This window comes from Ensifer sp. GW101-20A05, from assembly GCF_059424735.1.
Genome location: NZ_JBWKZT010000004.1, coordinates 287,540 through 311,611, shown reverse-complemented (window position 1 = coordinate 311,611; position 24,072 = coordinate 287,540). Strand labels below are relative to the sequence as shown.

Annotated in this window: 16 protein-coding genes, 1 pseudogene and 1 riboswitch; of the genes and pseudogenes, 8 read left to right on the top strand and 9 right to left on the bottom strand. The window is 63.1% G+C overall.

Annotation, left to right across the window (positions count from 1 at the left end):
- The first annotated feature begins 108 nt into the window (after positions 1 to 108).
- From dxs to AC070A_RS13315, 3 genes are all read left to right on the top strand, one after another.
- A complete protein-coding gene (gene dxs, locus AC070A_RS13325; RefSeq protein WP_057250732.1) occupies positions 109 to 2,022 on the top strand; it encodes a 1-deoxy-D-xylulose-5-phosphate synthase in 1,914 nt (637 codons plus the stop codon).
- A 282-nt stretch (positions 2,023 to 2,304) separates the two neighbouring features.
- Positions 2,305 to 3,075 (top strand): TlyA family RNA methyltransferase, encoded by a 771-nt coding sequence (locus AC070A_RS13320; protein WP_058320397.1) that lies wholly within the window; start codon positions 2,305 to 2,307, stop codon positions 3,073 to 3,075.
- Positions 3,072 to 4,322, top strand: coding sequence for a class I SAM-dependent RNA methyltransferase (locus AC070A_RS13315; RefSeq protein ID WP_112995314.1), 1,251 nt, complete (start codon positions 3,072 to 3,074; stop codon positions 4,320 to 4,322). The genes AC070A_RS13320 and AC070A_RS13315 overlap by 4 nt, the downstream gene beginning before the upstream one ends.
- 169 nt (positions 4,323 to 4,491) lie before the next feature.
- On the opposite strand, the gene AC070A_RS13310 is transcribed toward AC070A_RS13315, so the two are convergent.
- The 4 genes from AC070A_RS13310 to AC070A_RS13295 form a co-directional block, all read right to left on the bottom strand.
- A complete protein-coding gene (locus AC070A_RS13310) occupies positions 4,492 to 6,696 on the bottom strand; it encodes a methyl-accepting chemotaxis protein (RefSeq protein WP_113736774.1) in 2,205 nt (734 codons plus the stop codon).
- Positions 6,697 to 7,039: 343 nt separating this feature from the next.
- Positions 7,040 to 9,133 (bottom strand): methyl-accepting chemotaxis protein McpU, encoded by a 2,094-nt coding sequence (gene mcpU, locus AC070A_RS13305; protein ID WP_492384500.1) that lies wholly within the window; start codon positions 9,131 to 9,133, stop codon positions 7,040 to 7,042.
- Positions 9,134 to 9,493: 360 nt separating this feature from the next.
- Entirely contained in the window at positions 9,494 to 10,246 is a 753-nt protein-coding gene (locus AC070A_RS13300) for a crotonase/enoyl-CoA hydratase family protein (RefSeq protein WP_057250737.1), read from the bottom strand.
- Positions 10,247 to 10,257: 11 nt separating this feature from the next.
- The gene (locus AC070A_RS13295; protein WP_057250739.1) at positions 10,258 to 12,039 is read right to left on the bottom strand and encodes an acyl-CoA dehydrogenase family protein; all 1,782 of its coding nucleotides are present in this window, start codon (positions 12,037 to 12,039) and stop codon (positions 10,258 to 10,260) included.
- A gap of 187 nt (positions 12,040 to 12,226) precedes the next feature.
- Between AC070A_RS13295 and AC070A_RS13290 the strand changes: the two genes are divergently transcribed.
- On the top strand, positions 12,227 to 13,216 hold the full coding sequence (locus tag AC070A_RS13290) for a transporter (RefSeq protein WP_058325473.1): 990 nt from the start codon (positions 12,227 to 12,229) through the stop codon (positions 13,214 to 13,216).
- A gap of 48 nt (positions 13,217 to 13,264) precedes the next feature.
- Here AC070A_RS13290 and AC070A_RS13285 read toward each other — a convergent pair whose 3' ends face one another.
- Both AC070A_RS13285 and AC070A_RS13280 read right to left on the bottom strand, forming a co-directional pair.
- The gene (locus AC070A_RS13285) at positions 13,265 to 13,717 is read right to left on the bottom strand and encodes a BA14K family protein (RefSeq protein WP_110878063.1); all 453 of its coding nucleotides are present in this window, start codon (positions 13,715 to 13,717) and stop codon (positions 13,265 to 13,267) included.
- A 171-nt stretch (positions 13,718 to 13,888) separates the two neighbouring features.
- Complete coding sequence (locus tag AC070A_RS13280; RefSeq protein ID WP_255570933.1) at positions 13,889 to 14,020, bottom strand: hypothetical protein; 132 nt, start codon at positions 14,018 to 14,020, stop codon at positions 13,889 to 13,891.
- A 103-nt stretch (positions 14,021 to 14,123) separates the two neighbouring features.
- Between AC070A_RS13280 and AC070A_RS13275 the strand changes: the two are divergent.
- A pseudogene (locus AC070A_RS13275) lies at positions 14,124 to 15,134 on the top strand (glycoside hydrolase family 25 protein); the annotation flags it as partial.
- A 145-nt stretch (positions 15,135 to 15,279) separates the two neighbouring features.
- Here AC070A_RS13275 and AC070A_RS13270 read toward each other — a convergent pair.
- The gene (locus AC070A_RS13270; protein WP_112996377.1) at positions 15,280 to 16,374 is read right to left on the bottom strand and encodes an FAD-binding oxidoreductase; all 1,095 of its coding nucleotides are present in this window, start codon (positions 16,372 to 16,374) and stop codon (positions 15,280 to 15,282) included.
- Between the two features lies 1 nt (position 16,375).
- Positions 16,376 to 17,620 carry an aromatic ring-hydroxylating oxygenase subunit alpha gene (locus AC070A_RS13265; protein WP_057250748.1) on the bottom strand — a complete coding sequence of 415 codons (1,245 nt, stop codon included), beginning with the start codon at positions 17,618 to 17,620 and terminating at the stop codon, positions 16,376 to 16,378.
- Between the two features lie 104 nt (positions 17,621 to 17,724).
- Positions 17,725 to 17,933: riboswitch (cobalamin riboswitch) on the bottom strand.
- Between the two features lie 313 nt (positions 17,934 to 18,246).
- Here AC070A_RS13265 and AC070A_RS13260 point away from each other — a divergent pair.
- The 3 genes from AC070A_RS13260 to AC070A_RS13250 all read left to right on the top strand — a co-directional run bounded on the left by AC070A_RS13260 (position 18,247) and on the right by AC070A_RS13250 (position 21,478).
- Positions 18,247 to 18,846 carry a DUF6656 family protein gene (locus AC070A_RS13260; RefSeq protein WP_057251094.1) on the top strand — a complete coding sequence of 200 codons (600 nt, stop codon included), beginning with the start codon at positions 18,247 to 18,249 and terminating at the stop codon, positions 18,844 to 18,846.
- A gap of 79 nt (positions 18,847 to 18,925) precedes the next feature.
- Positions 18,926 to 19,900, top strand: coding sequence for an L-threonylcarbamoyladenylate synthase (locus AC070A_RS13255; RefSeq protein ID WP_057250750.1), 975 nt, complete (start codon positions 18,926 to 18,928; stop codon positions 19,898 to 19,900).
- Between the two features lie 144 nt (positions 19,901 to 20,044).
- Positions 20,045 to 21,478 carry an FAD-binding oxidoreductase gene (locus AC070A_RS13250; RefSeq protein ID WP_112996378.1) on the top strand — a complete coding sequence of 478 codons (1,434 nt, stop codon included), beginning with the start codon at positions 20,045 to 20,047 and terminating at the stop codon, positions 21,476 to 21,478.
- A gap of 70 nt (positions 21,479 to 21,548) precedes the next feature.
- Here AC070A_RS13250 and AC070A_RS13245 read toward each other — a convergent pair whose 3' ends face one another.
- The gene (locus AC070A_RS13245; protein WP_112996379.1) at positions 21,549 to 24,023 is read right to left on the bottom strand and encodes a DUF1217 domain-containing protein; all 2,475 of its coding nucleotides are present in this window, start codon (positions 24,021 to 24,023) and stop codon (positions 21,549 to 21,551) included.
- Positions 24,024 to 24,072 lie beyond the last annotated feature (49 nt).

The window sequence follows — 24,072 nt, the reverse complement described above, 5'->3', positions numbered from 1 at the left end:
GCAACGATTGCGTCTAAAGAGCCGCTTCGACGGTACCACCAACTATCGCGCGCCTGATCCCACGGCGCGCATGAGGCATGCAGCGTGACACAACTGCCAACCAATCCGATGCCGGCTACTCCCTTGCTCGACAAGGTGACTTTCCCCGACGATCTGAAGAAGATCGACGACAAGGATCTGCCGCAGCTTGCCGGTGAGGTCCGAGCGGAAATGATCGACGCGGTGTCGCGCACCGGCGGCCATCTCGGCGCCGGCCTCGGCGTTGTCGAACTGACGATTGCCATCCACAAGGTCTTCAACACGCCGGATGACCGGCTGATCTTCGACGTCGGCCACCAGTGCTATCCGCACAAGATCCTGACCGGCCGTCGCGACCGCATCCGCACGCTCCGCCAGGAAGGCGGCCTTTCCGGCTTCACCCGCCGTGCCGAGAGCGAGTACGACCCCTTTGGCGCCGCCCATTCCTCGACCTCGATTTCCGCCGGCCTTGGCATGGCGGTCGCCGCCGATCTCGACGGCAAGAACCGCAACGTCATCGCCGTCATCGGCGACGGCGCGCTTTCGGCCGGCATGGCCTATGAGGCGCTCAACAATGCCGGCGCGCTCGACGCCCGCCTGATCGTCATCCTCAACGACAACGACATGTCGATTGCGCCGCCGACCGGCGCGATGAGCGCCTATCTGGCACGCCTTGCCTCGGGCCGCACCTATATGGGCATCCGCGAGGTTGGTAAGAAGCTGACCGCCTATCTCGGCAAGACCGTCGACCGGGCGATCACCCGCGCTGTCGAGCATGCCCGCGGCTACGTCACCGGCGGCACGCTCTTCGAAGAGATGGGCTTCTACCATATCGGCCCGATCGATGGGCACTCCTTCGACCATCTCCTGCCGGTGCTGCGCAATGTGCGCGACAATGCCAAGGGTCCGGTGCTGATCCATGTGGTGACGCAGAAGGGCAAGGGCTATCCGCCGGCGGAAGCCGCGGCCGACAAGTATCACGGGGTCAACAAGTTCGACGTCATCACCGGCGCCCAGGCGAAGGCCAAGCCGAATGCGCCGGCCTATACCTCGGTCTTTGCCGATGCGCTGACGCAGGAAGCCGGTTTCGACGACAAGATCGTCGCCGTCACCGCCGCAATGCCGTCCGGCACCGGTCTCGACAAATTCGCCAAGGTCCATCCGTCGCGCTGCTTCGACGTCGGCATTGCCGAGCAGCACGCCGTAACCTTTGCCGCCGGTCTTGCTTCCGAAGGCTACAAGCCCTTTGCAGCGCTTTACTCCACCTTCCTCCAGCGTGGCTACGACCAGGTGGTGCACGATGTGGCGATCCAGGGCCTGCCCGTGCGCTTCCCGATCGATCGCGCCGGCTTCGTCGGCGCCGACGGTCCGACCCATGCCGGTTCGTTCGACACGACCTATCTGGCGACCCTGCCCGGTTTCGTGGTGATGGCTGCCGCGGACGAGGCGGAGCTCAAGCACATGGTGCGCACTGCCGCCGCCTATGATGCCGGCCCGATCTCGTTCCGTTATCCGCGCGGCGAAGGCGTCGGCGTCGAAATGCCCGAGCGCGGCCAGATCCTCGAGATCGGCAAGGGCCGCGTCGTCAAGCAAGGATCGAAGGTGGCGCTGCTCTCCTTCGGCACCCGCCTTGCCGACTGTCTGCTGGCCGCCGAAGATCTCGACGCTGCCGGCCTTTCGACGACCGTTGCCGACGCCCGCTTTGCCAAGCCGCTTGACCATGACCTCATCCGCCAGCTGGCCCGTAACCATGAGGTGCTGATCACCATCGAGGAAGGCGCCGTCGGCGGTTTTGCCAGCCATGTGCTGCAGTTCCTGGCCGAAGACGGCCTGCTCGACGGCGGCCTCAAGGTGCGCCCGATGGTCATGCCCGACATCTGGATGGAACAGGCAAAGCCCGAGGCGATGTATGCCGCCGCCGGCCTCGACCGCGCCGGCATTGTCTCGACTGTTTTCAAGGCGCTCGGCCAGAAGCAGGATATCGGCATCGGCGCTGCCGGCTAACACGAACGGCGCCCGTTTAGAAACGAAACCCCGGCTCTGGTCGGGGTTTTGCTTTTTGTGCATACCGTCGGAGTTCCCGCCTGCGCCATCGCTGTATTGCCACGAGACAAAGGCCCGCGAGGTTGAACCGCTCGGCGGGGGCAACTGGTGTAGCGTTGGCCAGGCGCCGGACGGTAAGTATTCCCCGATTTCTTGGGTTTCCTAGCTGTTAAGCCCAAAGCGGGTCATCGCTCCGAGCGCGAGGGGCTTGCCATTGGGGCGGCAAGTCGCCATGAGAAGCACATGTCAGAAGAACGCCAGAATGAAGAACACAGAAACAGGGTGCGCCTGGATCAGTTGCTGCTCAACACGGGACTGGTCGCCAGCCGCGCCCGCGCCCGAGATGCGATCCAGCGCGGCACCGTCAAGGTCGATGGCCGCACGGTCACCAAGCCGTCATTGATGTTCGCCGAAAGCGTGACGATCACCATTGATGACCCGGCGCAGGACTATGTCTCCCGCGCGGCGTTGAAACTTGTCGCGGCACTCGACCATTTCGCGCTCGACCCCTCGGGCGAAAGCTGTCTCGATATCGGTGCCTCGACCGGCGGCTTTACCGAAGTGCTGTTGAAGCGCGGCGCAGAGCACGTGGTTGCCATCGACGTCGGTCACGGCCAGATCCATCCGCGCATCGAAGGTGACCCGCGTGTCACCAGCATCGAGGGCCTCAACGCCCGCGCGATGACTGAGGACGACGTCGACAACCGAGAAGTCACCTTCGTCGTCTCGGACGTCTCGTTCATCTCGCTGAAGCTCGCCCTCCCCCCGGCGCTCGAGATGGCGCTTCCCGGCGCGCACTGCATCCTGCTGGTCAAGCCTCAGTTCGAGGCCGGCCGCGACGCGATCAGCAAGGCGGGGCTGCTCAAGGACCCCGACAGCGCGCCGGCCGTTGCTGCCGAACTCGAGCGTTGGCTTGTGGAGGACATGGGCTGGCAGAGCCTCGGCCTCATCCCCTCGCCCATTGCCGGCGGCGACGGCAATGTCGAATTCCTGCTGGCGGGCAAGAAGCCATGAGCACCGAGACCGTCACCATCAACCGGCTCGGCGCCCAGGGCGATGGTATTGCAGAAGGCCCTGACGGGCCGATCTATGCGCCCTTCACGCTGCCCGGCGAAAGTGTGGCGCTGGCGGTCAACAAGTCGCACGGCACGCTGATCTCGCTGAGGGAACCGTCACCCGAGCGCATCGAGCCGCACTGTCGGCATTTCGGGCCCGATGGTGTCAACGGCACCTGCGGCGGCTGCACGCTGCAGCATGCGTCGGACACGCTCTACCACGGCTTCAAGCGCGATCTCGTCATCGCTGCCTTGAAGTCGAAAGGGCTGAAGCCGGATGTGGCGCCGCTCATCACCGCTGAACCGGGCCAACGCCGCCGCGCGGTCTTCACCGCGCGCAAGACCGAGAAGGACCTGCTTCTCGGCTTCAACCAGGCCGAAAGCCACCACATCGTCGCGATCTCCGAATGTCCGATCGCGAGCCCGGGCATCGTCTCGAAGCTCGCAACCATCGCCAGAATCGGCACGGCGATGGCCGTCAATGCCGAGCCTTTCCGTATCACCGTGCTCGAAACGCTCTCTGGCCTCGACCTCGCCGTCGACGGCATCAAGAAGCTCGACGACCGCGAACGCCGCCGCACGGTCGAAGCGGTGCTCGCCGAGCGAGGCATCGCCCGCGTCAGCCTCAATGGCGAAATCATCGTCGAGCCGGTGAGACCGGTCATCGATTTCGGCGGCGTTTCCGTTTCGCCGCCGCCAGGCAGCTTCACCCAGGCGACGGCGCAAGCCGAGGAAGCGATGGCGAAGCTGGTGCTCGACCATCTCGGCAAGGCCAAGCGCGTCGCCGATCTCTTTGCCGGCTGCGGCACCTTCGCTCTGCGCATCGCCCGCAAGGCGCGAGTCCATGCCGTCGAGGGCGAGGACAAGGCGCTGAAGGCGCTCGATTTCGCCGCGCGCAACACGCAAGGGCTGAAGCCGGTAACGATCGAGAAGCGCGACCTCTTCCGTCGGCCGGTCATGGCGCAGGAACTGAAGGTCTTTGACGCGATCGTCTTCGACCCGCCAAGGGCCGGTGCCGAGGCTCAATGCCAAGAGATCGCCCGCTCCGGCGTCAAGAAGATCGTGGCCGTTTCCTGCAATCCGGTCACGCTGGCGCGCGACCTCTCGATCCTGACCGCCGCCGGCTATCGCATCACCTCGGTGACGCCGATCGACCAGTTCCTCTGGTCGTCTCATGTCGAGGCGGTGGCGACACTGGAGAAATAAGACAAGGCCGAGAAGTCGGCGGACGGCGTCAAGAACACCCCAATGACAAGGGCCCGGTTTCCCGGGCCTTTGTCATGTCAGGCTTGAAGCACTTGCGACACCGATTCACGACAGTGGTCTTATCGCTTTGTTATTGCAGCGTTCTGTCGATGGCCACGCTGAGCTCCGCTCAAGCCGCGCGACGACGGCCACCACTTACCGTCGGCACTTCGCCGAGGTTGAACTGGGCGAGCAGCGCATTGAGCGAAGCGGCTTCGGAGGCGAGACCATGGCTTGCCGCCGTCTGCTCTTCCACCATTGCCGCGTTCTGCTGGGTGCCCTGGTCCATGGTGTTGACGGCCGTGTTGATCTCCTGAAGACCCGTCGACTGTTCGCGCGTCGCGGTCACGATTGCGCTCACGTGCTTGTTGATCTCCTGGACTTCGGCGACGATCGTCTCCAACGCCTTGCCGGTATCGCCGACGAGCGTCACGCCGTTGCGCACCTGGTTGCCCGAGGTGGTGATCAGCGCCTTGATCTCCTTGGCGGCATTGGCCGAACGCTGGGCAAGCTCGCGCACTTCCTGGGCGACGACGGCGAAACCCTTGCCGGCCTCGCCGGCACGGGCCGCTTCGACGCCGGCGTTCAGCGCCAGCAGGTTCGTCTGGAAGGCGATGTCGTCGATGACGCCGATGATGTTGGAGATTTCGCCCGAAGACTTCTCGATCGCGTGCATCGCCTCGACAGCGTTCGCAACGACTTCGCCTGATTTCTCGGCGCCGGCACGGGTGCGGGCAACGAGAGCGCCGACTTCCTCGGCCCGGCGGGCGGAATCCTTGACGGTCGTGGTGATCTCTTCCAGAGCAGCAGCAGTCTCTTCGACCGAGGCTGCCTGCTGCTCGGTGCGGCGGGCAAGATCGTCGGCGGCCGAGCGGATTTCCGTTGCACCGGCATCGATGCCTCGGGCGTTGGCGCCGACAGCGCGGAGCGTGTCGTGCAGCTTGGCGACCGAGTTGTTGAAGTCGGCCCTTAGACGGTCAAGGCGATCGGCGAACGGGTTGTCGATCCGGTAAGCGAGATCGCCTTCGGCCAGGCGGCCGAGGCCGGACGCCAGACCATCGACGGCCTGCTGGATCTCAGCTGCATCCCGCGCCTTCTGCGCCTCGCGCTCCAGACGCTCACGTTCCGACAGCGAACGGTTCGCATCCGCTTCGTTTTCGAGCTGCATCTTCGCAATCGTCGCGTCCCGCAGAACGCGCAGCGAGCGGGCGAGATCGCCGATTTCGTCCTTGCGCTCGGCCTCCGACAGGTCGACGTCGGTCTCGCCAGCGGCAATCTGGCCGGTAACGCCAATGACGTTGGCGACGCGCTTGCGGAAGCGGCTGGCGAGCGTCCAACCGGCAAGGATCAGGATCAAGGCCGCGACCGCGATCACCGCGATGGAGATCATCGCCAAATGGGACAGGCCGGCAAAGACCGTTGCCTGGGGCACGGACACCACGACGTACCAGGTCGTATCCGGCAGGAGCTTCACCGGCACGGCGACGGCGATGTGAACCGAGCCATCCGTATGCGTGATTTCGATCGCGTGTTCGGTCTTGCCCAGAAGCTGTCCCCAACCACCGGCTTCAAGCCCGGTGTCCTTGAGCGACTTTCCGAGGAAGGTCTGGTCTGGATGGCTGATGATGCTGCCGCCCTGGCTGATGAGCGAGACGAAACCGTCGCCGAACGGCGCCAGCTTGCCGAGTTCCTTGGAGAGCTCACCAAGGGCCATGTCCACGCCGTCGACACCGACGAAGGCATTGTCGAGCTTCAGTGGCACCATGATCGACGTCATCAGCACGTCCTGGCCGTTGATCTTGTAGAAATAGGGCTCGGTGATCATGTCACGGCCGGTCTTCTTGGGGACCTGATAGTAGTCGCCCGCGCCCGGCTTGTCGTAATCGACCAGCGCCTCGTGAACAATCTTATCCCCCGAGCGGGCGATGTAGGGAACATACCGGCCGCTGGCGTCATGGCCCGGCTTGCCCGCATACTCCGCGTCCTTGCCATCGAAGGCATTTGGTTCCCAACCGGTGCTGAGGCCGACGGCCAAGGGGTTGTCGGCAATCAGCTTCTTCAGCAGTGCCACCGTGCCTTCGCGCGAGGCGGTGCCGCCGTCTTTCATGGCATAGAGGGCGGAACGCATATTGTTCGCCAGCGTCTTGGTTTCTGCGAACCTCGCCTCAACATTCGCAGCGCTGGTATAGGCGGCGTTAGTCATCTCAGCGATGCTGCGTTCCTTCAGCTGCTGATAGGATAGCCAGAACACGAAGGCGGCCGTGACCATACAGGTCAAAAGGCCAGTCATCACAATGGCAAACATGTTTCGTGCCGTCGCAGTCTTGAGAATCACCGTTCGTCTCCCTTCGCGCGATCGCTTGAAAAAGCAGATCGCGAGCAAACTTCGAACGCGTGAAGGAAAGCCGAAACACGCGCAGCGTGAGGCAGGTGTCTGGAACACATCGGCTGCCCCGAGGCGACCTTTTCGGGAGATGGACTCTATCGGCGGATGTGCGGTGCGAAGTCATTTCGCGGCAGTCGAAAGGTATGCTTCGACACTTTATCAAACCGTAAAAAAGGAAAGACGGAACAACGAATTAGGGCACGCCGACCGATTTTCGAGAAGCGGGCGCCAAAACGCAAAGACCCGGAGTTGCGCTCCGGGTCTTGTTTCGCATTTAAGGTGTTTTTTTTGCCTATGCAGCGCGGCGACGCGGTGCCGGCGCATAGGTACTCTGGGTATCGCCGAGGTTGAACTGGGCGAGCAGCGCATTGAGCGAAGCGGCTTCGGAGGCAAGACCATGGCTTGCCGCCGTCTGCTCCTCGACCATCGCCGCGTTCTGCTGGGTGCCCTGGTCCATGGTGTTGACGGCCGTGTTGATCTCCTGAAGACCCGTCGACTGCTCGCGCGTCGCGGTCACGATTGCGCTCACGTGCTTGTTGATCTCCTGGACTTCGGCGACGATCATCTCCAACGCCTTGCCGGTATCGCCGACGAGCGTCACGCCGTTGCGCACCTGGTTGCCCGAGGTGGTGATCAGCGCCTTGATCTCCTTGGCGGCATTGGCCGAACGCTGGGCAAGCTCGCGCACTTCCTGGGCGACGACGGCGAAACCCTTGCCGGCCTCGCCGGCACGGGCCGCTTCGACGCCGGCGTTCAGCGCCAGCAGGTTCGTCTGGAAGGCGATGTCGTCGATGACGCCGATGATGTTGGAGATTTCGCCCGAAGACTTCTCGATCGCGTGCATCGCCTCGACAGCGTTCGCAACGACTTCGCCTGATTTCTCGGCGCCGGCACGGGTGCGGGCAACGAGAGCGCCGACTTCCTCGGCCCGGCGGGCGGAATCCTTGACGGTCGTGGTGATCTCTTCCAGAGCAGCAGCAGTCTCTTCGACCGAGGCTGCCTGCTGCTCGGTGCGGCGGGCAAGATCGTCGGCGGCCGAGCGGATTTCCGTTGCACCGGCATCGATGCCTCGGGCGTTGGCGCCGACAGCGCGGAGCGTGTCGTGCAGCTTGGCGACCGAGTTGTTGAAGTCGGCCCTTAGACGGTCAAGGCGATCGGCGAACGGGTTGTCGATCCGGTAAGCGAGATCGCCTTCGGCCAGGCGGCCGAGGCCGGACGCCAGACCATCGACGGCCTGCTGGATCTCAGCTGCATCCCGCACCTTCTGCGCCTCGCGCTCCAGACGCTCACGTTCCGACAGCGAACGGTTCGCATCCGCTTCGCTTTCGAGACGGGCACGCTCGACGGCATTCGCCTTGAAGATGGCGACGGCCGCGGCCATCGAGCCGATCTGGTCGGTACGCTCTTCGCCGGGAATTTCGACGTTGTGGTTGCCCGAAGCGAGCTTCTCCATCGCGCCGGTCATCTCCGTCACCGGACGGATGACCAGACGGTTGAGGAAGGTCGCAAGGAAGACCAGCATCACGCCGACGGCCAGGATGGTGGCGATGGTGGCGGCGATGCGGAACTGGTCGATCGCCGAGTAGGCGGCGTCGGCATCAATGACGAAGCCGACATACCATTCGACCGACGGCAGACCCTGGACCGGAACGAAGCTCACCAGCATCGGCTTGCCGCCGAGCTCGGTGTTCATGATGCCGGAGCCGATCGTCGGCGTGTCGATCGGGAAGGCGTCGGTGAGCGACTTTGTGACGAGCTTGGCATCCGGATGCACGAGGATCTGGCCGTCCTTGCTGGCGAGGAAGGCGAAGCCTTCACCGCCGACATCGACGCCCTTGATCATTGCCACCAGCGTATCGAGCGAAAAGTCGCTGGCCGCAACGCCATAGAGCTTGCCATCACGCTTGACCGGGACGGCGGCGCTGATGATCAGCGCGCCACTGGAGGCGTCGACATAGGGCTCGGTCAAGACGCGGGCGTCGGCCTTGACGGCCTGCTGGTACCAGGGGCGCTGGCGCGGATCGTAGCCGGCCGGCATCGGATTGTCCGGCCAGGTGATGAACTTCCCGCTTTCATTGCCGACATAGGTCGACATGAACTCGCTGGTCAGAACGTCGTTCTTCAGGATCGGCTGGATGGCGCTATCGTCCGCGACGTTGCCGGTGGCATCGGCCACCATCGCAGTCAGCGTGACGCGGCCGTTCAGCCACTTGGCGACGCTCTGGGCGGCCTGCGTGCCGGATGAGGCAATGTTCTCCTCGACGGCCTTGGTCGTGGTGCCACGCTGCAGCGTGTCGATGTAAACGGAAAAGCCGGCAAAGGCGCCGACGACGACACAGGACGCGGCAACCAGGATCCGCGTCATGAGGTTCGATCGCTTGGACAAGATGGGCTCCCAATGGGGTGCCGGCGGCTCCCGCCGGACATGAGCTCTCGATGATCTTCGCGCAGCATCCTTCGTCCGCCGGAGGGACGGAGCGCAGACGCCTGCGGGAAAACGTTGAACATGCCAGAAGGCGGAGCCAGCCATGCTTCATGCGGCTGGGGCCTCTCGAAGTGAGGATAGGCCTATCGCGCCCCACGCTAGCGATCGCTATTTAAGAACAAATTAAAATTGATCTATGCAAGTTCGCGATGCCGACGGCAACGCGATCTTTACCGTGCGGCGGCTAGAACACCGCCCCCGAAAGCAAAAACGGGTGCACTGCGGCACCCGTTCTCCCACTCGCAAAAGCCTGGAGACTGCTTAGCGGCGCATGAAGGCCTCGAAGGCTGCACGCGCTTCGGCGCTCTTCAACTGCGCCGCGAAATGCTTGGCTTCCTCGTCGATGCGCGCCAGAACGTCGCTGCGGTCGCCACGGACGAGGTCGCGGGCGATGCGAAGCGCTTCCGGCGGCTTTTTGGCGAGACGGGCGGCGAGTGCCAGCGTTTCTTCTTCCACCGCGTCCTGGCCGACGATCTTCCAGATCAGCCCTGCGTCCAACGCACCTTTGGCATCGAGCGGCTCGCCCGCCGCAAGCAAGGCGAAAGCCCGCTGATGGCCCATGATGCGCGGCGCTATCAGGCTCGACGCGGCTTCCGGCACCAGCGCCAGATCGACGAAGGGCGTCTTGAACAGCGAACGTTCAGAGGAGATCGTCAGGTCGCAATGCAGATGGATCGTCGTGCCGATGCCGATCGCCAGGCCATCGACGCCCGAGACGATGGGTTTGGTTGCGGTCGCCAGCGCCTTCAGGAACTCGATCACCTCCATGCCCATGGAGCCACCCATGGCGAAGGCGAGAAAATCGGCCATGTCGTTGCCGGCGGAGAAACAACCATCGGTGCCCAGGAAGGCGGTGGCGCGCACGGCCGGATCGCTTGAGGCAACCGTCAGCGCATTGGTCATCTTCGCGTACATGTCGCGGGTGATGGCGTTCTTCTTTTCCGGCCGGTTGAAGCGGATCACCTGGACGCCGGGATAGGCTTCCGGCCGCTCGATGAGCACGTGGTCGGTCATGACAATTCCTCTCAAGCCAGAACGGCGCGGGCGACGGCCAGGCTGTCGGCGCCGTTGACGACACGATCCTTCAGGGCGGTCGTTTCCGCCAGGAGGTTTTCGGCGGTGAAGCGGCAGAGTGCGATGCGCTGGTCTTCCTTGCCGTCAGCCACTTCGGCCAGACCGCCCTTCGCCAGATAGGCGCCGCTCAGCGTCAGGCCGAACAGGCGCTGATAGGCCGTCGCGCCAGCGAGCGCTTCGGCGAGCTTGCCGCCGGCGACGGCCGCGATCAGCCACTCCGTCGCAGCCGAAAGATCATCCAGTGCCGCATCAAGGCGCGCCGCCGTCTCGCCGAAACCATTCCGGTTCGAGGCGCGCACGGCCTGCGCGATCTCGCGCAGTTCGCCGATGAAGCCGCGCACATGCGCGCCGTCGGAGAGCGGCAGCTTGCGGGTGACGAGATCGATCGCCTGGATGCCGTTGGTGCCCTCGTAGATCGGGGCGATGCGGGCGTCCCGCAGGTAGCGGGCGGCACCGGTTTCCTCGATAAAGCCCATGCCGCCATGCACCTGGATGCCCATCGAGGCTACGTCGACGCCGGCGTCGGTCGAGAAGGACTTGGCAATCGGCGTCAGCAGGCTGGAGCGCTCCTGCCAGTATTTTGCTTTTTCGCCTTCAGCCGCATGCGCCATGTCGACGGCGTGGGCACAGGCATAGGAGATCGCGCGCGACCCTTGCGTCAGCGCCTTCATCGTCAGAAGCGTGCGGGCGACATCGGGATGCTCGATGATCGGGCTCATGCCCTGCCCCGTCCAGCCGGGCGCTTTGCCCTGGGTGCGTTCCTTGGCAAAGGCGATCGCCTTCTGGGTGGCGGCGTCTGCGATGGCGACGCCCTGCATGCCGACGGCGAGACGCGCATTGTTCATCATGGTGAACATGCAGGCGAGACCGCGGTTTTCCTCGCCGATCAGATAGCCGATCGCGCCCTTCTCTGCGCCGAACTTGCCGTCGCCGTAGATCATCGTGCAGGTCGGCGAACCGTGGATGCCGAGCTTGTGTTCGAGCGAATGGCAGAAGAGGTCGTTGCGTTCGCCGAGCGAACCGTCATCCTTGACCAGGAACTTCGGCACCAGGAAGAGCGAAATACCCCTCGTCCCCGCCGGCGCGTCGGGAAGCCGGGCGAGCACCAGATGGACGATGTTGTCGGTGAAGTCGTGTTCGCCCCAGGTGATGAAGATCTTCTGGCCGAAGATGCGGTAGGTGCCGTCGTCGCGGCGCTCGGCGCGGGTCTTCAGCACGCCGAGATCGGAGCCGGCATGCGGCTCCGTCAGGTTCATCGTGCCGGTCCATTCGCCGGAAACCATCTTCGGCAGATAGGTGGCTTTCAGCGCTTCCGAGCCGTGCTTTTCCAGCGCCTCGACGGCGCCCATGGTGAGTGTCGGACCAAGCGCGAAGGCCATGGAGCCGGCGTTCCACATCTCCATGGCGGCGACATGCAGCATGTGCGGCAGGTTCTGGCCGCCGAATTCTTCTGGAGCCGTCAACCCGTTCCAGCCGCCAGCGATCCAATTGTGATAGAGGTCACGCCAGCCATCCGGCGTCTCGACCTTTCCTTCGACCAGACGCGAGCCCTGACGGTCGCCGACGTCGCCGAGGGGCGCCACCTCCTCCGTCGCGAATCGGCCCGCTTCCGACAGGATGGCATCGACCAGATCTTCGCCGAGGTCGCCGAGCGCACCCGATTGCAGCGCGTCGCCCATGCCTGCCACGTGTTTCAGCGTAAACGCGATCTCGTCGACGGGTGCCTTGTACATGATGATCCTCCCAGATAGCCAGGTCGCGCAGGGCGCATCCTCGTTGCGCCGAACACTATTGATTTTTACGTAAACGTCAACGTCAATTGCCGCACTCTGCCACGACGTCGCGCCGCTTCGACTGTAACAAAACTGTCATCAACGGCGCATAGAAGCCAAGGCATAAGGCTTTTGCCAAGGCGTTCAGATGAACCTGATTTCCCCCGAAATACCCGGCATCGTCTGGGCCTATCGTTTCCTGCCAGGCGAAAGCCGCTGCCAGCGCATCGCCACCGACGCTTCGGTCGACAGCCTGCTGACAGGCGAAGGATGGGTCTGGGTTCATCTAGCGCTCTCCGATGCACGCACGCCTGCCCTCATCGAGCGGATCGGCAACCTTCCGCCACTCGCGGTCACCGCGCTGACCAGCCACGACACGCAGGCCGCGATTACGGTTTCGGATGATATCGTACACGGCACGCTCGTCGACTTCGAGCGCACCTTCGATGCCGTGACCAAGACGATCGGCTGGCTGCATTTCGCCGTCAGCGACCGGATCATCTTCACCACCCGTCTGCATCCGTTGCGCAGCATCGACCGCGTCAAGGCGGCCGTGGAGAAGAGCACGAAATGTGCCCGCCCGATCGACCTCTTCGAGATGATCGTGATCGAGTTCCAGCGCACATTGATCTCGCTGGTTCTGGAATTGACCGAGGAACTGAACGTCATCGAGGATCATGTCTATGGCGCGGCCGGACATCGCCAGCAGCCAGGCCTTGCGCCGCTCCGCCGCACGGTGGTGCGGCTTCATCGGCATCTGCGCACGATCCTGGCTTTGCTGAGGCGGGCGGCCGCCTCGGATGAAGACGAGGTGCCCCCCGGTTTCATCGACGTTGCCGAGCGGCTTTCCGACCGGCTCGAGGCGGTCGACCGCGACGTCTTCGCTTTGCAGGAACGGGCACGACTGCTGCACGAAGAAATCGACAGCAAGATCTCCTCGGAAACCAACCGCCACCTCTACATCCTGTCGCTGATGACCGCATTCCTGCTGCCGCCGACGCTCGTGACCGGTTTCTTCGGCATGAACACCGGGGCGCTCCCCTTCGCCGACGGCACCGGCACGCTCTATGCGGCGCTGTTCATCGCACTTTCCATGGCCTTTGCCTGGTGGATCCTCAGGCGGATCGGCATTCTTTGAATGTCAGAGAAAAGGCCGGCAGCGAAAGCCCCCGGCCCTGCTCACCCCTTAGCTATAGGGCGAATAGCACTGCTGGCGCGGGCCGCCATAGGGCTGATAACTATTGTCATAGGCCCTGTAGGACCGGTACCGGTTGGCGCACCATTGCACATGGCGGCTGCCGTAGACGGGAGCCGGACGCTCGTAGCGCGGCGGCTGGGCGATTGCCCCGCCGATGATCACGCCGGTGCCGAAGGCGGCCATCGGGTACCACCAACCGTTATAGTAACGGTATCCCGGACGGCGGTAGTTATAACCGCGGTAGCCATTGTAGTAGTAATAGTTGCCGCGGCGTTCATACCCCGGCCTGCGATACTGAACGTTCGTCGCCTCGTTCTGCCGCTCGACGCGAGGCGGCGTCGGCATGAACGCCTGCGACGGGGCCGCGGACGTCATCAGAACTGCCGCGGCAATAATCGCAGAAAACCACCGGCTCTTCCCGGTCTTCAGCAAAGTCTTCATCAAAACCTCCATAACCGAATCCACGCTCCGCAGGGTGCCAAAAAATCGGGCGACCACGGGAACTTCAGCCTCTGCGTGATTTCACCCGGTTCGCTGCAAACCGGGGATGACCCTCAGCCGGGAAATCCGAAGCCAACCAGCAACGCATAAGTCACCGGTTTTGTTCCATCTTCAGGCATCGCGGCTGCTGCGGATCAGCAGCTGCAGATCGGCAGCAGTGACGGCTTTGGCGCATTCGTTCATCCGCCTGTCGGCGTCGAAGGCATCACGCGACACACCAATATTATGCAAGGCATTGCTCATATACAGCCGGAGGTCGGTATACTTTCGCGCGCCGCTCCAGCACAGTCCGCCTCGGGGGCTGGGATTTACGATACATTAACGATACTGTCGGCAATCTCAGAGAATGGCAAAGCGGTATATCTCCACCACAGGGATGATTCTGCGCCTCGCGACCTTTCTAGGTCTGGCTTTCGCGGCGGCGATCGCACGCGCCGGTGAACTGGAGCCCTGGAAGACCAAGTCCAACGCCATCATCGTCGATGCCTATGAGATGAACAGCATCGACTGGGAAACGATGCTCGCGGACAAGCGCATCTCCGGCTTCATCGCCAAGGCCTCCGACGGCCTGCCCGAAAGCTTCTCCTGCACCGGCGACCACAACGGCGACACCTTCAACCACTGCAAGACCATGTGGCGCAAATACGCCGTCAGCCGCGAACTCTACCAGACCCGGCGCATGATCGCCCGCACACACGGGCTGCTGTGGGGTGCCTACCATCTCGCCCGTCCTGGCAATCCCGTCGACCAGGCAAACCATTTCCTCGACTACGCCGAGCCGCGCGACGACGAGTTGATGGTTCTCGATCTCGAGGGCATCGATGCCGACAAATACATGTCGCTAGAGGATGCCGCGATCTTCGCCGGCCACGTCAAGACCCGCACCGGACGTTATCCGATCCTCTATACCAACCACATCACGGCCAAATATATCGCCGCGCACCGCGCCAAGCACCGGCTGCTGTCGCGCCTGCCGCTCTGGTACGCGCGCTACAAGCCGGATATCCGCCAGGTCTTCCCGATGGGCAATTGGGAAAGCTATGCGTTGTGGCAGTTCTCGTCCGGCATCAATTGCGGCAAACGGCGTTGCCCCTACCGCGTGCCAGGGACGCTCGACGATATCGACGTGAATGTCGCTGCAAAGTCGCCGCTGGCGCTGAAAGCGATTTGGGCGCAGGGTGCCTTGCTGCCTGAAAAGCCATTGCCGCTCACCCTCGTTGCTCAAGCCGAGCAGGGGACGGGCATGCACGCGGTCGCACGGGCCTCCGCAACGCTTGGCGAGCCGCTGCTTGTCAGCCGTGCCGGTGCCACGAGCGGCGCCGGCAGCGGCGTCGACAGGCTGGTGACGGGCTCGATCGACTTCGCTCGCCACGAGCGCGCCCTACAGGTGGCGGTCGCCGCCGATGACGCGGCACAGGGCGGTTGTGGCAGCGCAGTTGCCAATGCCGACACGCTACGGCGCGTTGCAATCAAGCCTGCGCCCTGCAACACGCCCTGATCCTTCAGGCTTCGATCTGGACATCTCCCAGCGGCCGCGAGCAGCAGGCGAGGATGTAGCCCTCGTCGACCTCGTCATCGAGAATACCGCCATTGTGGTTCATCTCGACCTCGCCCGCGACCTTCATCACCCGGCAGGTGCCGCAGATTCCGCCCTCGCAGGCAGCGCCGATCCTCACACCATTGGCACGCGCCGTCTGCAGGATCGTTTGGCCGGGTTTCGCCTCGACCTCCTTGCCGCTCATGGTGAAGGCGACCTTGGCCGCCTGAACCTCACCATCATCGCCGGCACCGGCGCGCACGGCGATCTCTTCCGCGGCAGGTGCTGCCGCCGGCTGGAAGCTCTCCTCGTGATAGCGGGCCATGTCGAAGCCGGCTGCCTTCAGCATCTCGCGCACACCGCGCATGAACGGTTCCGGACCGCAGCAGAACACCGTGCGCTCCTGGAAGTCGGGAGCGAGCAACGGTAGCTTGGCACCGTCGATGCGGCCGCGCAGGCCATGCCAGCCGTGACGCGCCTCGTGCCCCTCGACGATGAAGCCGAGGTTCAGCCCGGACATCTGTGTCGCCAGAACCTCGAGCTCCGAGCGAAACAGAAGGTCGTCCGGCCGGCGAGCACAGGAGATGAAGGTGACATCGGTCTCCGGCACGCAGTCGGCCATCCAGCGCGTCATCGACATCATCGGGGTGATGCCGGATCCGGCGGAGATAAACAGGTACTTTTCGCCGGGATGACGGACGAAGCTGAAATCTCCGAGCGGTCCAAAAGCCCGGAGCTTCATGCCCGGCTTCAGGTGATCGAACATCCAGCGGGTGCCGACGCTGTCGGCCTGCGCCTTCACCGTGACGGCAATCGACAGCGGTCGCGATGGCGTCGACGACAGGGTGTAGGTGCGCATGACCGGTTCGTCGGCGACCGGCAATTCGAGGGTGACGAACTGGCCGGGCAGATAACGAAACCAGGCGGGCTTCTCCGCACGGAAGGTGAAGGTCATGACATCGGCGGTTTCGACAACCGCCGATGTGCATTCGAGCATCTGCTGCCGGTCGATCCAGACATGCAGTTCGTCGAAATGATGGAAGGAGGACGCCATCTGCATGTCAGGCGACCTTTGAGAGCGGAGCCGCATCGCCCTGCAGGCGCTGCTCCATGAACTTGCAGTACCATTCGACGAACTGCATCACGCCACCCTCGTGCTCCGGCGAATACGGACCGGGCTCATAGGCCGGCGAGCGGATGCCGAAGGCATTTTCCTCGACGATCTGGCGATCCTGGTCGTTGGTCTCGGTCCAGACATGAGTCAGATCCTCGAGCGTGTAGTCGACACCTTCGACCGCGTCCTTGTGGACCAGCCACTTCGTTGTCACCTGCGTGAGTTCCGGCCCCAGCGGCAACACGCGGAAGGTGATGGCGTGATCCGAAAGCACGTGGTTCCAGGTCGTGGGGTAATGGAACATCAGGAGCGTGCCGATCTGCTTCTGCCTGACATCGGCCGACAGCGCCCTTTTTACGGCGGGCGCACCCGACATGGTGTAGCTTTCGGCATTATCGACCAGCGGCATGCGCGCGGCGCGGAACTGGCCGGTCGGCGACATCCGGAACTCGCTCGGCAGGCCCTCGGCCTCGCACTTCGCCCAATGGGCGGCAATCACCGGATCGTCCTTGGCGCCCTGCACCCCGGTCGCGGTCGGCGCTTCCGGATAGGTCCGGCAGAGTTCGGGGTGATTGGCGGCGCAGTGGTAGCACTCGCGGTTGTTCTCCCAGACGAGCTTCCAGTTGCCCTTTTCGATGATGGTGCTTTCGAAGGCGACCTTGGTCTCTCCCAGCCGGTGCGGCGCGAGGTAGGGGAATGCCAGCTCGCGGAAGGCGGCGAAATCCGCCGGCGTCTCCGACAGGTTGATGAAGATGTAGCCGCCGACCGTTTCGCAATGGATCTGCTTCAGGCTGTGGGCTGCCTTGTCGAAGTCTTCGCCCATCTGGCGTGCGAAGAGCAGCGAGCCGTCGAGCTCGTAGGTCCATTGATGATAGGGACAGACGAGCTTTGCCGAAGAGCCCTTGTGCTGCGTGCAGACGCGGGAGCCGCGGTGGCGGCAGGAGTTGTGGAGCGCGCGGATCGTGCCCTGGCGATCGCGGGTGATGACGACCGGATAGTCGCCGACCTGGACGGTGAAATAGTTGCCGGCCCGCGGGATTTCGCAATCGTGGCCGATGAACAGCCAATCCCGATACCAGATGTTTTCCAGGTCCTGCCGGTAATAGTCGGGGTCGATGTAGAAGGCCCGATCGAGGCTGTAGCCGTCACGCCGGCCCTTCAGCTTGCGAAGCATATCGGTCTTGGTATCCATGTCCTGTCCTCATGCGCCATGTTTCGGAGAGGCAGGACAGGAACCCGCATGGGCGCACGCCCATGCGTTTTAGGCTCCGATCCGGCTGCCCGCCGCAACCCGTTACGGTTATGTCTGTCAAGGCTGGTTTCCGGGCTCAGGAGCCGTCCTTCGAAGGACCAGCCCGGCGCCTTCCCGGACGGAAAACCGTCCAGTGGCCTTTTGCCGAGCCTTTCGCTCCACCACCGTTGCGGGGGCAGCGCCGGGATTTGACCGGCTTCCCAATTCTCCGCCTTCCCCTTTGGAAGACGACACCTTGAGTAAGGATATGTAAGCGCGGAAGGCGCCTCGGCAGGCGCCGGATAGCGACATTCAATTCCAGAATGACGACACGATCGAAACCGCCTTTTGGAAACGGATGCGAGAATTTTTCACTTTATAAACATATAGATAGATCAAAAATTGGGCAGATTCCGGCTTTTGTGACTGACATGACGCAGACACAGGAAGGCTTCGCCCGTTTGCGACATTCCCATGAATGTGCAGGGGCATCTTCCGCGAACGAAAGGAAATCCTTCATTAACCATAAGCCACTAGGCTTGCCGGCGGACGAAGATGTCCGGCAGGCAGATGGCACACTGACGATCATGGCAAAGTTCAGATATTACGACGCTGCGGCCGAGAAGCCGCCGGCGGTCATGCCGAAGACGGCCGTTCACACCGAGTTTCTGCGCACCGGCAGGATCAACCGCCGGCAATGGCTGCCGAGCGAGCGACGGTATCTGAGCTACGAAGAAGTCGCGGACAGGACCGGCAAGAAGCTCGCGACCGCCGGTGACACGACGCACAAGCGGATCAACGGCTTTCATGCCTCGATCCAGTTTCCCAAGCTGATTTTTCACCGCACGCTCGTCGGCAAGCCGCATCTCGGCTATTGCCATGTGACGGCGGCGCGGACGGCGGTCACGCCTTCCAAGGACATCACCTGGTCGTTCTACTTCGCCAATTTCTTCAGCGACCTTGGTGATGAGACGCATTTCTTCGACCGTATCCAGAGCGGCTATTCCCGCATGTATTTCGCGGTCGCGATCGAGCCGAACGCCGAAGACGGACAGATGGTCATCAACCGCAACGTCCGCGACAACGGGCTCCTCTTCCGCACGGACGACCCCAAGGTTGCTCTCAAGAACGTGCTGATGCTGGGTGCCCGGGACTCCGCGCTGCGCCGCATTATCCGCAGTCTCTGAGGCAGCAACCGAACGCCCCCAAAAAAATCGTTCTGTTTTCCCGGCACGTCCGTTAAGGAAGCGTCGGAAAGGAAACGGCATGGCAGAGATCATCGACACAGGCAGGGAACCGGACCGCGCGATCGAACGCGCCTGCGCCGTTCTTGCCGAAGGCGAACCGGTCGCCATTCCCACCGAAACCGTCTATGGCCTTGCCGCCGACGCCACCAATCCCGATGCGATCAGCCGCATCTACGAGATGAAGGGCCGGCCGCGCTTCAATCCGCTGATCTCGCATGTCTCCGACATGGCGATGGCCGAGGCCCATGTGCGCTTCGACCCGATTTCCCGACGCCTGGCGGAAACCTTCTGGCCCGGACCCCTGACGCTGATCTTGCCGCAGCGGCCCGATAGCAGCGTGCATGCGCTGGCCTCGGCCGGCCTCGACACGCTTGGCATCCGCATGCCCGACGGCTTTTCGCGCCGGGTGATCGCCCGCTTCGGGCGGCCGCTCGCAGCGCCCAGCGCCAACACCTCGGGCAAGATCAGCCCGACCAGTGCGGTCCATGTCGATGCGGATCTCGGCGAAAAGCTGAAACTGATCCTCGACGCAGGCCCGGCCGAAATCGGCTTGGAGTCCACGATCATCAAGGTCGATGGCGACGAGATCCGGCTGCTCCGCCCCGGCGGCCTCGATGCCGCAGAAATCGAGCGCCTGCTCGATCGTCCGGTGATCCGACCGGAAACGGCGGGAGCAACGATCGAGGCGCCGGGCATGCTGGCCTCCCACTACGCGCCCGGCGCGGCCGTCAGGCTCGATGTTGCCGATGTGCGTGCGGGCGAGGCCTTGATCCGCTACGGCGGCGGCCGGATCGCCGGCGAGGAACAGGCGGCCATCGTTCTCGATCTCAGCCCGACCGGAAATCTTCACGAAGCGGCAGCCAATCTCTTCGACTACATGAAGCGGGCCGACGCCAGCGGCGCTGCGACGATCGCCTTCGGGCCGATCCCTTCGGAAGGATTGGGAGAAGCGATCATCGACCGGCTGCAGCGTGCGGCGGCGCCGCGAGGGTGAGATCGCGTGCGGCTTCTCCTCCGCACCCCGCCCTCACCGGACGGCCGCGATTGCGGTTATGATCGCAGCCGATAGGAACCGAGGATCGTGTCTTCAGATCGACCGATCTGATAGCGCGCTCAAGCGCAGTGCGAAGGCAGACTCATGACGACCCTTCCCTCTCCTGAACTCATCGCCTCCTTCGTCGAGATCGTCGGCAGCGCCAATGCGGTCACCGCCGAAGCGGACAAGGCGCGCTATCTCGTCGAATCCCGCGGGCTCTTTCGCGGCACGACGCCGATGGTGCTTCGCCCCGGTTCGGTCGACGAAGTCTCTCGCATCATGAAACTCGCCAGCGCGACCCGCACCGCGATCGTACCGCAGGGCGGCAACACCGGCCACGTGGCCGGACAGATCCCGCGGGAAGGCAAAGCGGACATCGTGCTTTCGCTCGAACGGCTGAACCGGATTCGCGACGTGGATCCGGTCGGCAACGTGATCGTCGCGGACGCCGGATGCATTCTCGCCGACATCCAGAAGGCGGCGGACGATCACAATCGCCTGTTCCCGCTGTCGCTCGGATCGGAAGGCTCCGCGCGTATCGGCGGCAATCTCTCCACCAATGCCGGCGGCACGGCGGTGCTCGCCTATGGCAACATGCGCCAGCTCTGCCTCGGCCTCGAGGTCGTGTTGCCAACCGGCGAAATTTGGGACGGGCTGCGCCGGCTGAAGAAGGACAATACCGGCTACGACCTGCGCGACCTCTTCATCGGCGCCGAGGGCACGCTCGGCGTCATCACCGGCGCGGTGCTCAAGCTATTCCCGAAACCGCTTGGACATCAGGTAGCCTTCGCCGGTGTCGGCAGTGTGGAGCATGCGCTCGCTCTCTTCGAAAAGGCCGCCAGCCTTTGCGGGCCGGCGCTGACCGGCTTCGAGCTGATGCCGCGCCTCGGCGTCGAATTCACGACGAAACATATTCCCGGCGTTCGCGACCCGATGGACACCGTCCATCCTTGGTACGCGCTGATCGACATCTCGACCTCGGATTCGGCCGAAAGCGCCGAGCGCATGGTCAACGACCTCCTGGAACAGGGCTTTGCCGCCGGTCTCGTCGAAAACGCCGTGATCGCCGCCAACGAGACGCAAGGCAAGGCGCTGTGGCATATGCGCGAAAGCATGTCGCCGGCGCAGAAACCCGAGGGCGGCTCGATCAAGCACGACGTCTCAGTGCCCGTTTCCAGCATTCCTGCCTTTATGAAGGAGGCGGACGCCGCCGTCATGAAGGCGATCCCAGGCGCGCGCATCTGCTCTTTCGGCCACATGGGCGACGGCAACATCCACTACAACATTTCGCAGCCGGTCGGCGCCGACAAGCAGGCCTTCCTCGATCGCTGGCGCGAGATCAACGCGATCGTGCACGGTATCGTTCTGAGATATAACGGCTCGATCTCGGCCGAACACGGCATAGGCCAGCTGAAGCGCGACGAGCTCGCAGAAATCCGCGCACCGATCGAGATCGAGCTGATGCAACGGATCAAGCACGCCTTCGATCCGGCGGGCATCATGAACCCTGACAAGGTGCTGCGCGCCGACCGGTGAAGCGGGCAGTCTTCTGCGGCAGGCTTAAGCACCTGCCGCAAAGGGCTCGCTGCACTTTACGCAACCTGACTCAGCGACCGCCTGCGCGCAACTGCGAGAGAGACAGGAGCGTCTCGGCGCTGACGCCGCCTCCGCCGCTACCGCTGAGGATCGCCAGCCCCGGTGATACGTCCGTGTTGTTTTCGACGTCATAAAGTGCCGTGAACCGCTGCAGGAGCTTCTCGAGCTTCCCGGGATCCTGCAGATCCTTGATGTTGACGACGCGCTCGATATAGGCGGCCTGCGCCTCGATCTTGGCGTTCTGCAGCCCCTCCGGCATGCTGTAGGCCGTCTTGATAACCTGGAACAGGGCGGTCTCGGCCAGGATGTCGTAAGCCGTGTTGATCTCCGGGGCCTTGCGCTTGAAATAGAGCGCCAGGCGAACGCCGCCGTTGTCGGCGCCTTCGGACTCCTCGAGCGACTGATTGAGATAGAGGTCGACCGTGGTGATCAATCCGCGCCGGGTCTGGATCTGGCCGGCCTCGCCCCGGACGATCTTGCCGTCTGTGTCGAAGTTGAAGGAGGCGACGATCCCGCGGTACTTCAGCCCGTTCGGATCGGTATTGATGAAGCTCTTGGGATCGTCCAGGTTGGACGTGAACATGTCCTTGAGGTATTCGGTCTTGACCGTTCCCGGATCGATGCCGGACCCGACGAGCACGAAATCGACCAGCCGCCGGTTCGCCAGGAAGGCGTCGAGCGTCTCGATCTTCTCGATCTCGGCCGTGTAGTACTTGGCTTCCTCCTGCGCCTTGACCTTGGCGACCTTCTTCTCTTCATCCGTGCCGAACCGGGACTTGGCGATCACATAGGCCTTGGCCGTATTCATGATGTCGGCTTCGCTCTGCGCCAACTTTGGTGCGCCGAGCGTGCCGTCCGGATTGAAGTTGAATGCCTTTACCAGCTTGACGTAGCGCTCATCGCGCAGCGTGTTGGCATAGCTTCTGGGATCGTTGAGGTCGCTGGTCAGAATCCGCTTCAGCGTTCGGCTGCTCAGATCCTCATTATCGAGGCCGAAGGCGCGCAGCATGAATTTCTTCATGTCATTGTTGGCGAGCAACTCGTCGACCGATTTCATCGTGCCGATCAGGAGTTTGAAGCGTTTGACCAGCGCTTCGTCCTCGGCATCACTCTTGTCGTTGTAGCGCACCATGTAGCCGTCGGACGTCGTCTTCATCTGGTCCGCATCCTGCGCGGTCTTGCCGGCTGGCAGCGTACCGTCAGTCTGGAAGTTGAAGGCGGCAAGCATCTTCTTGTAGGCGGCGTTGTATTCGCCGCCATATTTGTTGACGTAGCTCTCCGGGTCGTTGATGTCGCTGGTGAGGATGTTTTCGACCGTAGAGGGCATCGTCGTCGCGGACGGCAAGCCGAAGGCGGTGATGATGTAGTTGAGCAGGCGGTTATCGGCGATCAGGTCCGAGACCTTGGTAATGCTGCCGATCTTCTGTTCGTAGTATTCCTTGTTGAGCAGCGCCCCGGCGCCGGTCAATCGTGCAGCGCCCGACGGTGTGACGCCGGGCCGCAGGAAGACATAGGCCTCGTTGAGCAGCGCCTTCTTTTCGTCGCTGATCGCCTTCTCACCGGCAGGCACGCTGCCGTCGGCATTGAAATTGAATGTCGAGGCGAGCTGGATATAGATATCGAGACTGCTGATCTGCCTGGCAAGCGTGTTCACCTCCAGGGAGAGCTGCGTCTTCAGCGCCGGCGCCTGGTCGCGCGGCGGCAGCCGTGCATCGAGGTCGGTGACGATTGCGTTCTGCTCATCGATCTTCGTCTGGATGGCAGGCTTGTCGGCATCGGGCGCCGCGGCCAGTTGGGCTGTCAGGCTGACGATCTGGGCGAGAGCGGTGTCGCGCGCGCCGAGATCCGTCAGCTGCTTGCTCGCTTCGGTCAACCGCGTCTTGGCTGCCGTCTGGTTGGCGGTCAAGGTCGCGGGATCGCTGGTCAACGCATTGCGAACTTCCGTGTACGAAAAGGTCTTCGGGTTCAGTCCGAACACGGTGAAGGCAAAGGAGCGCAGCTTTTCGTTGCCCAGGAACTGGTCGACATCGGTGACCAGATCCATGGCCGCGCCAAAATAGGCCATCTCTTGCCGCATGACTGTATCGAGATCGTTGATGCGGTCGTTGTAGAGGCCGATCAGCGCATCCTGCTGTGCGCTGGTTTGAGCCACCGCGGTTGCCGAACTGAAGTTGAAGGCCTGCGCAAAATTGCGGTAGCGTTCATCCGTGAGACGGTTGGCAAAACTGTTATCGTCCTTCAGGTCACTTTCCAGAACCTTGCGCATGAAGGCCTTGGCATAGGTCATGTCCTCCAGGCCATGCGCCTTCATCGCGTAGGAGTAGAGCCGGTAGTCGTCGAGGAACGCGTCGACGGTTTTCACGCGGTCGATGTTTTCCCGGTAATATTGGGCCTCGCGCGCGATCTGCGGCTGCTGGGCAACACGATTGAGGCTGCTGCGCAAATCACGCGTGATGCGACTATAGTCGAGATAGGTCGATACCATGCCTGGCCCCGTCGGTTACCCATGGGGCGGCCGAACCAACCCCGAAACA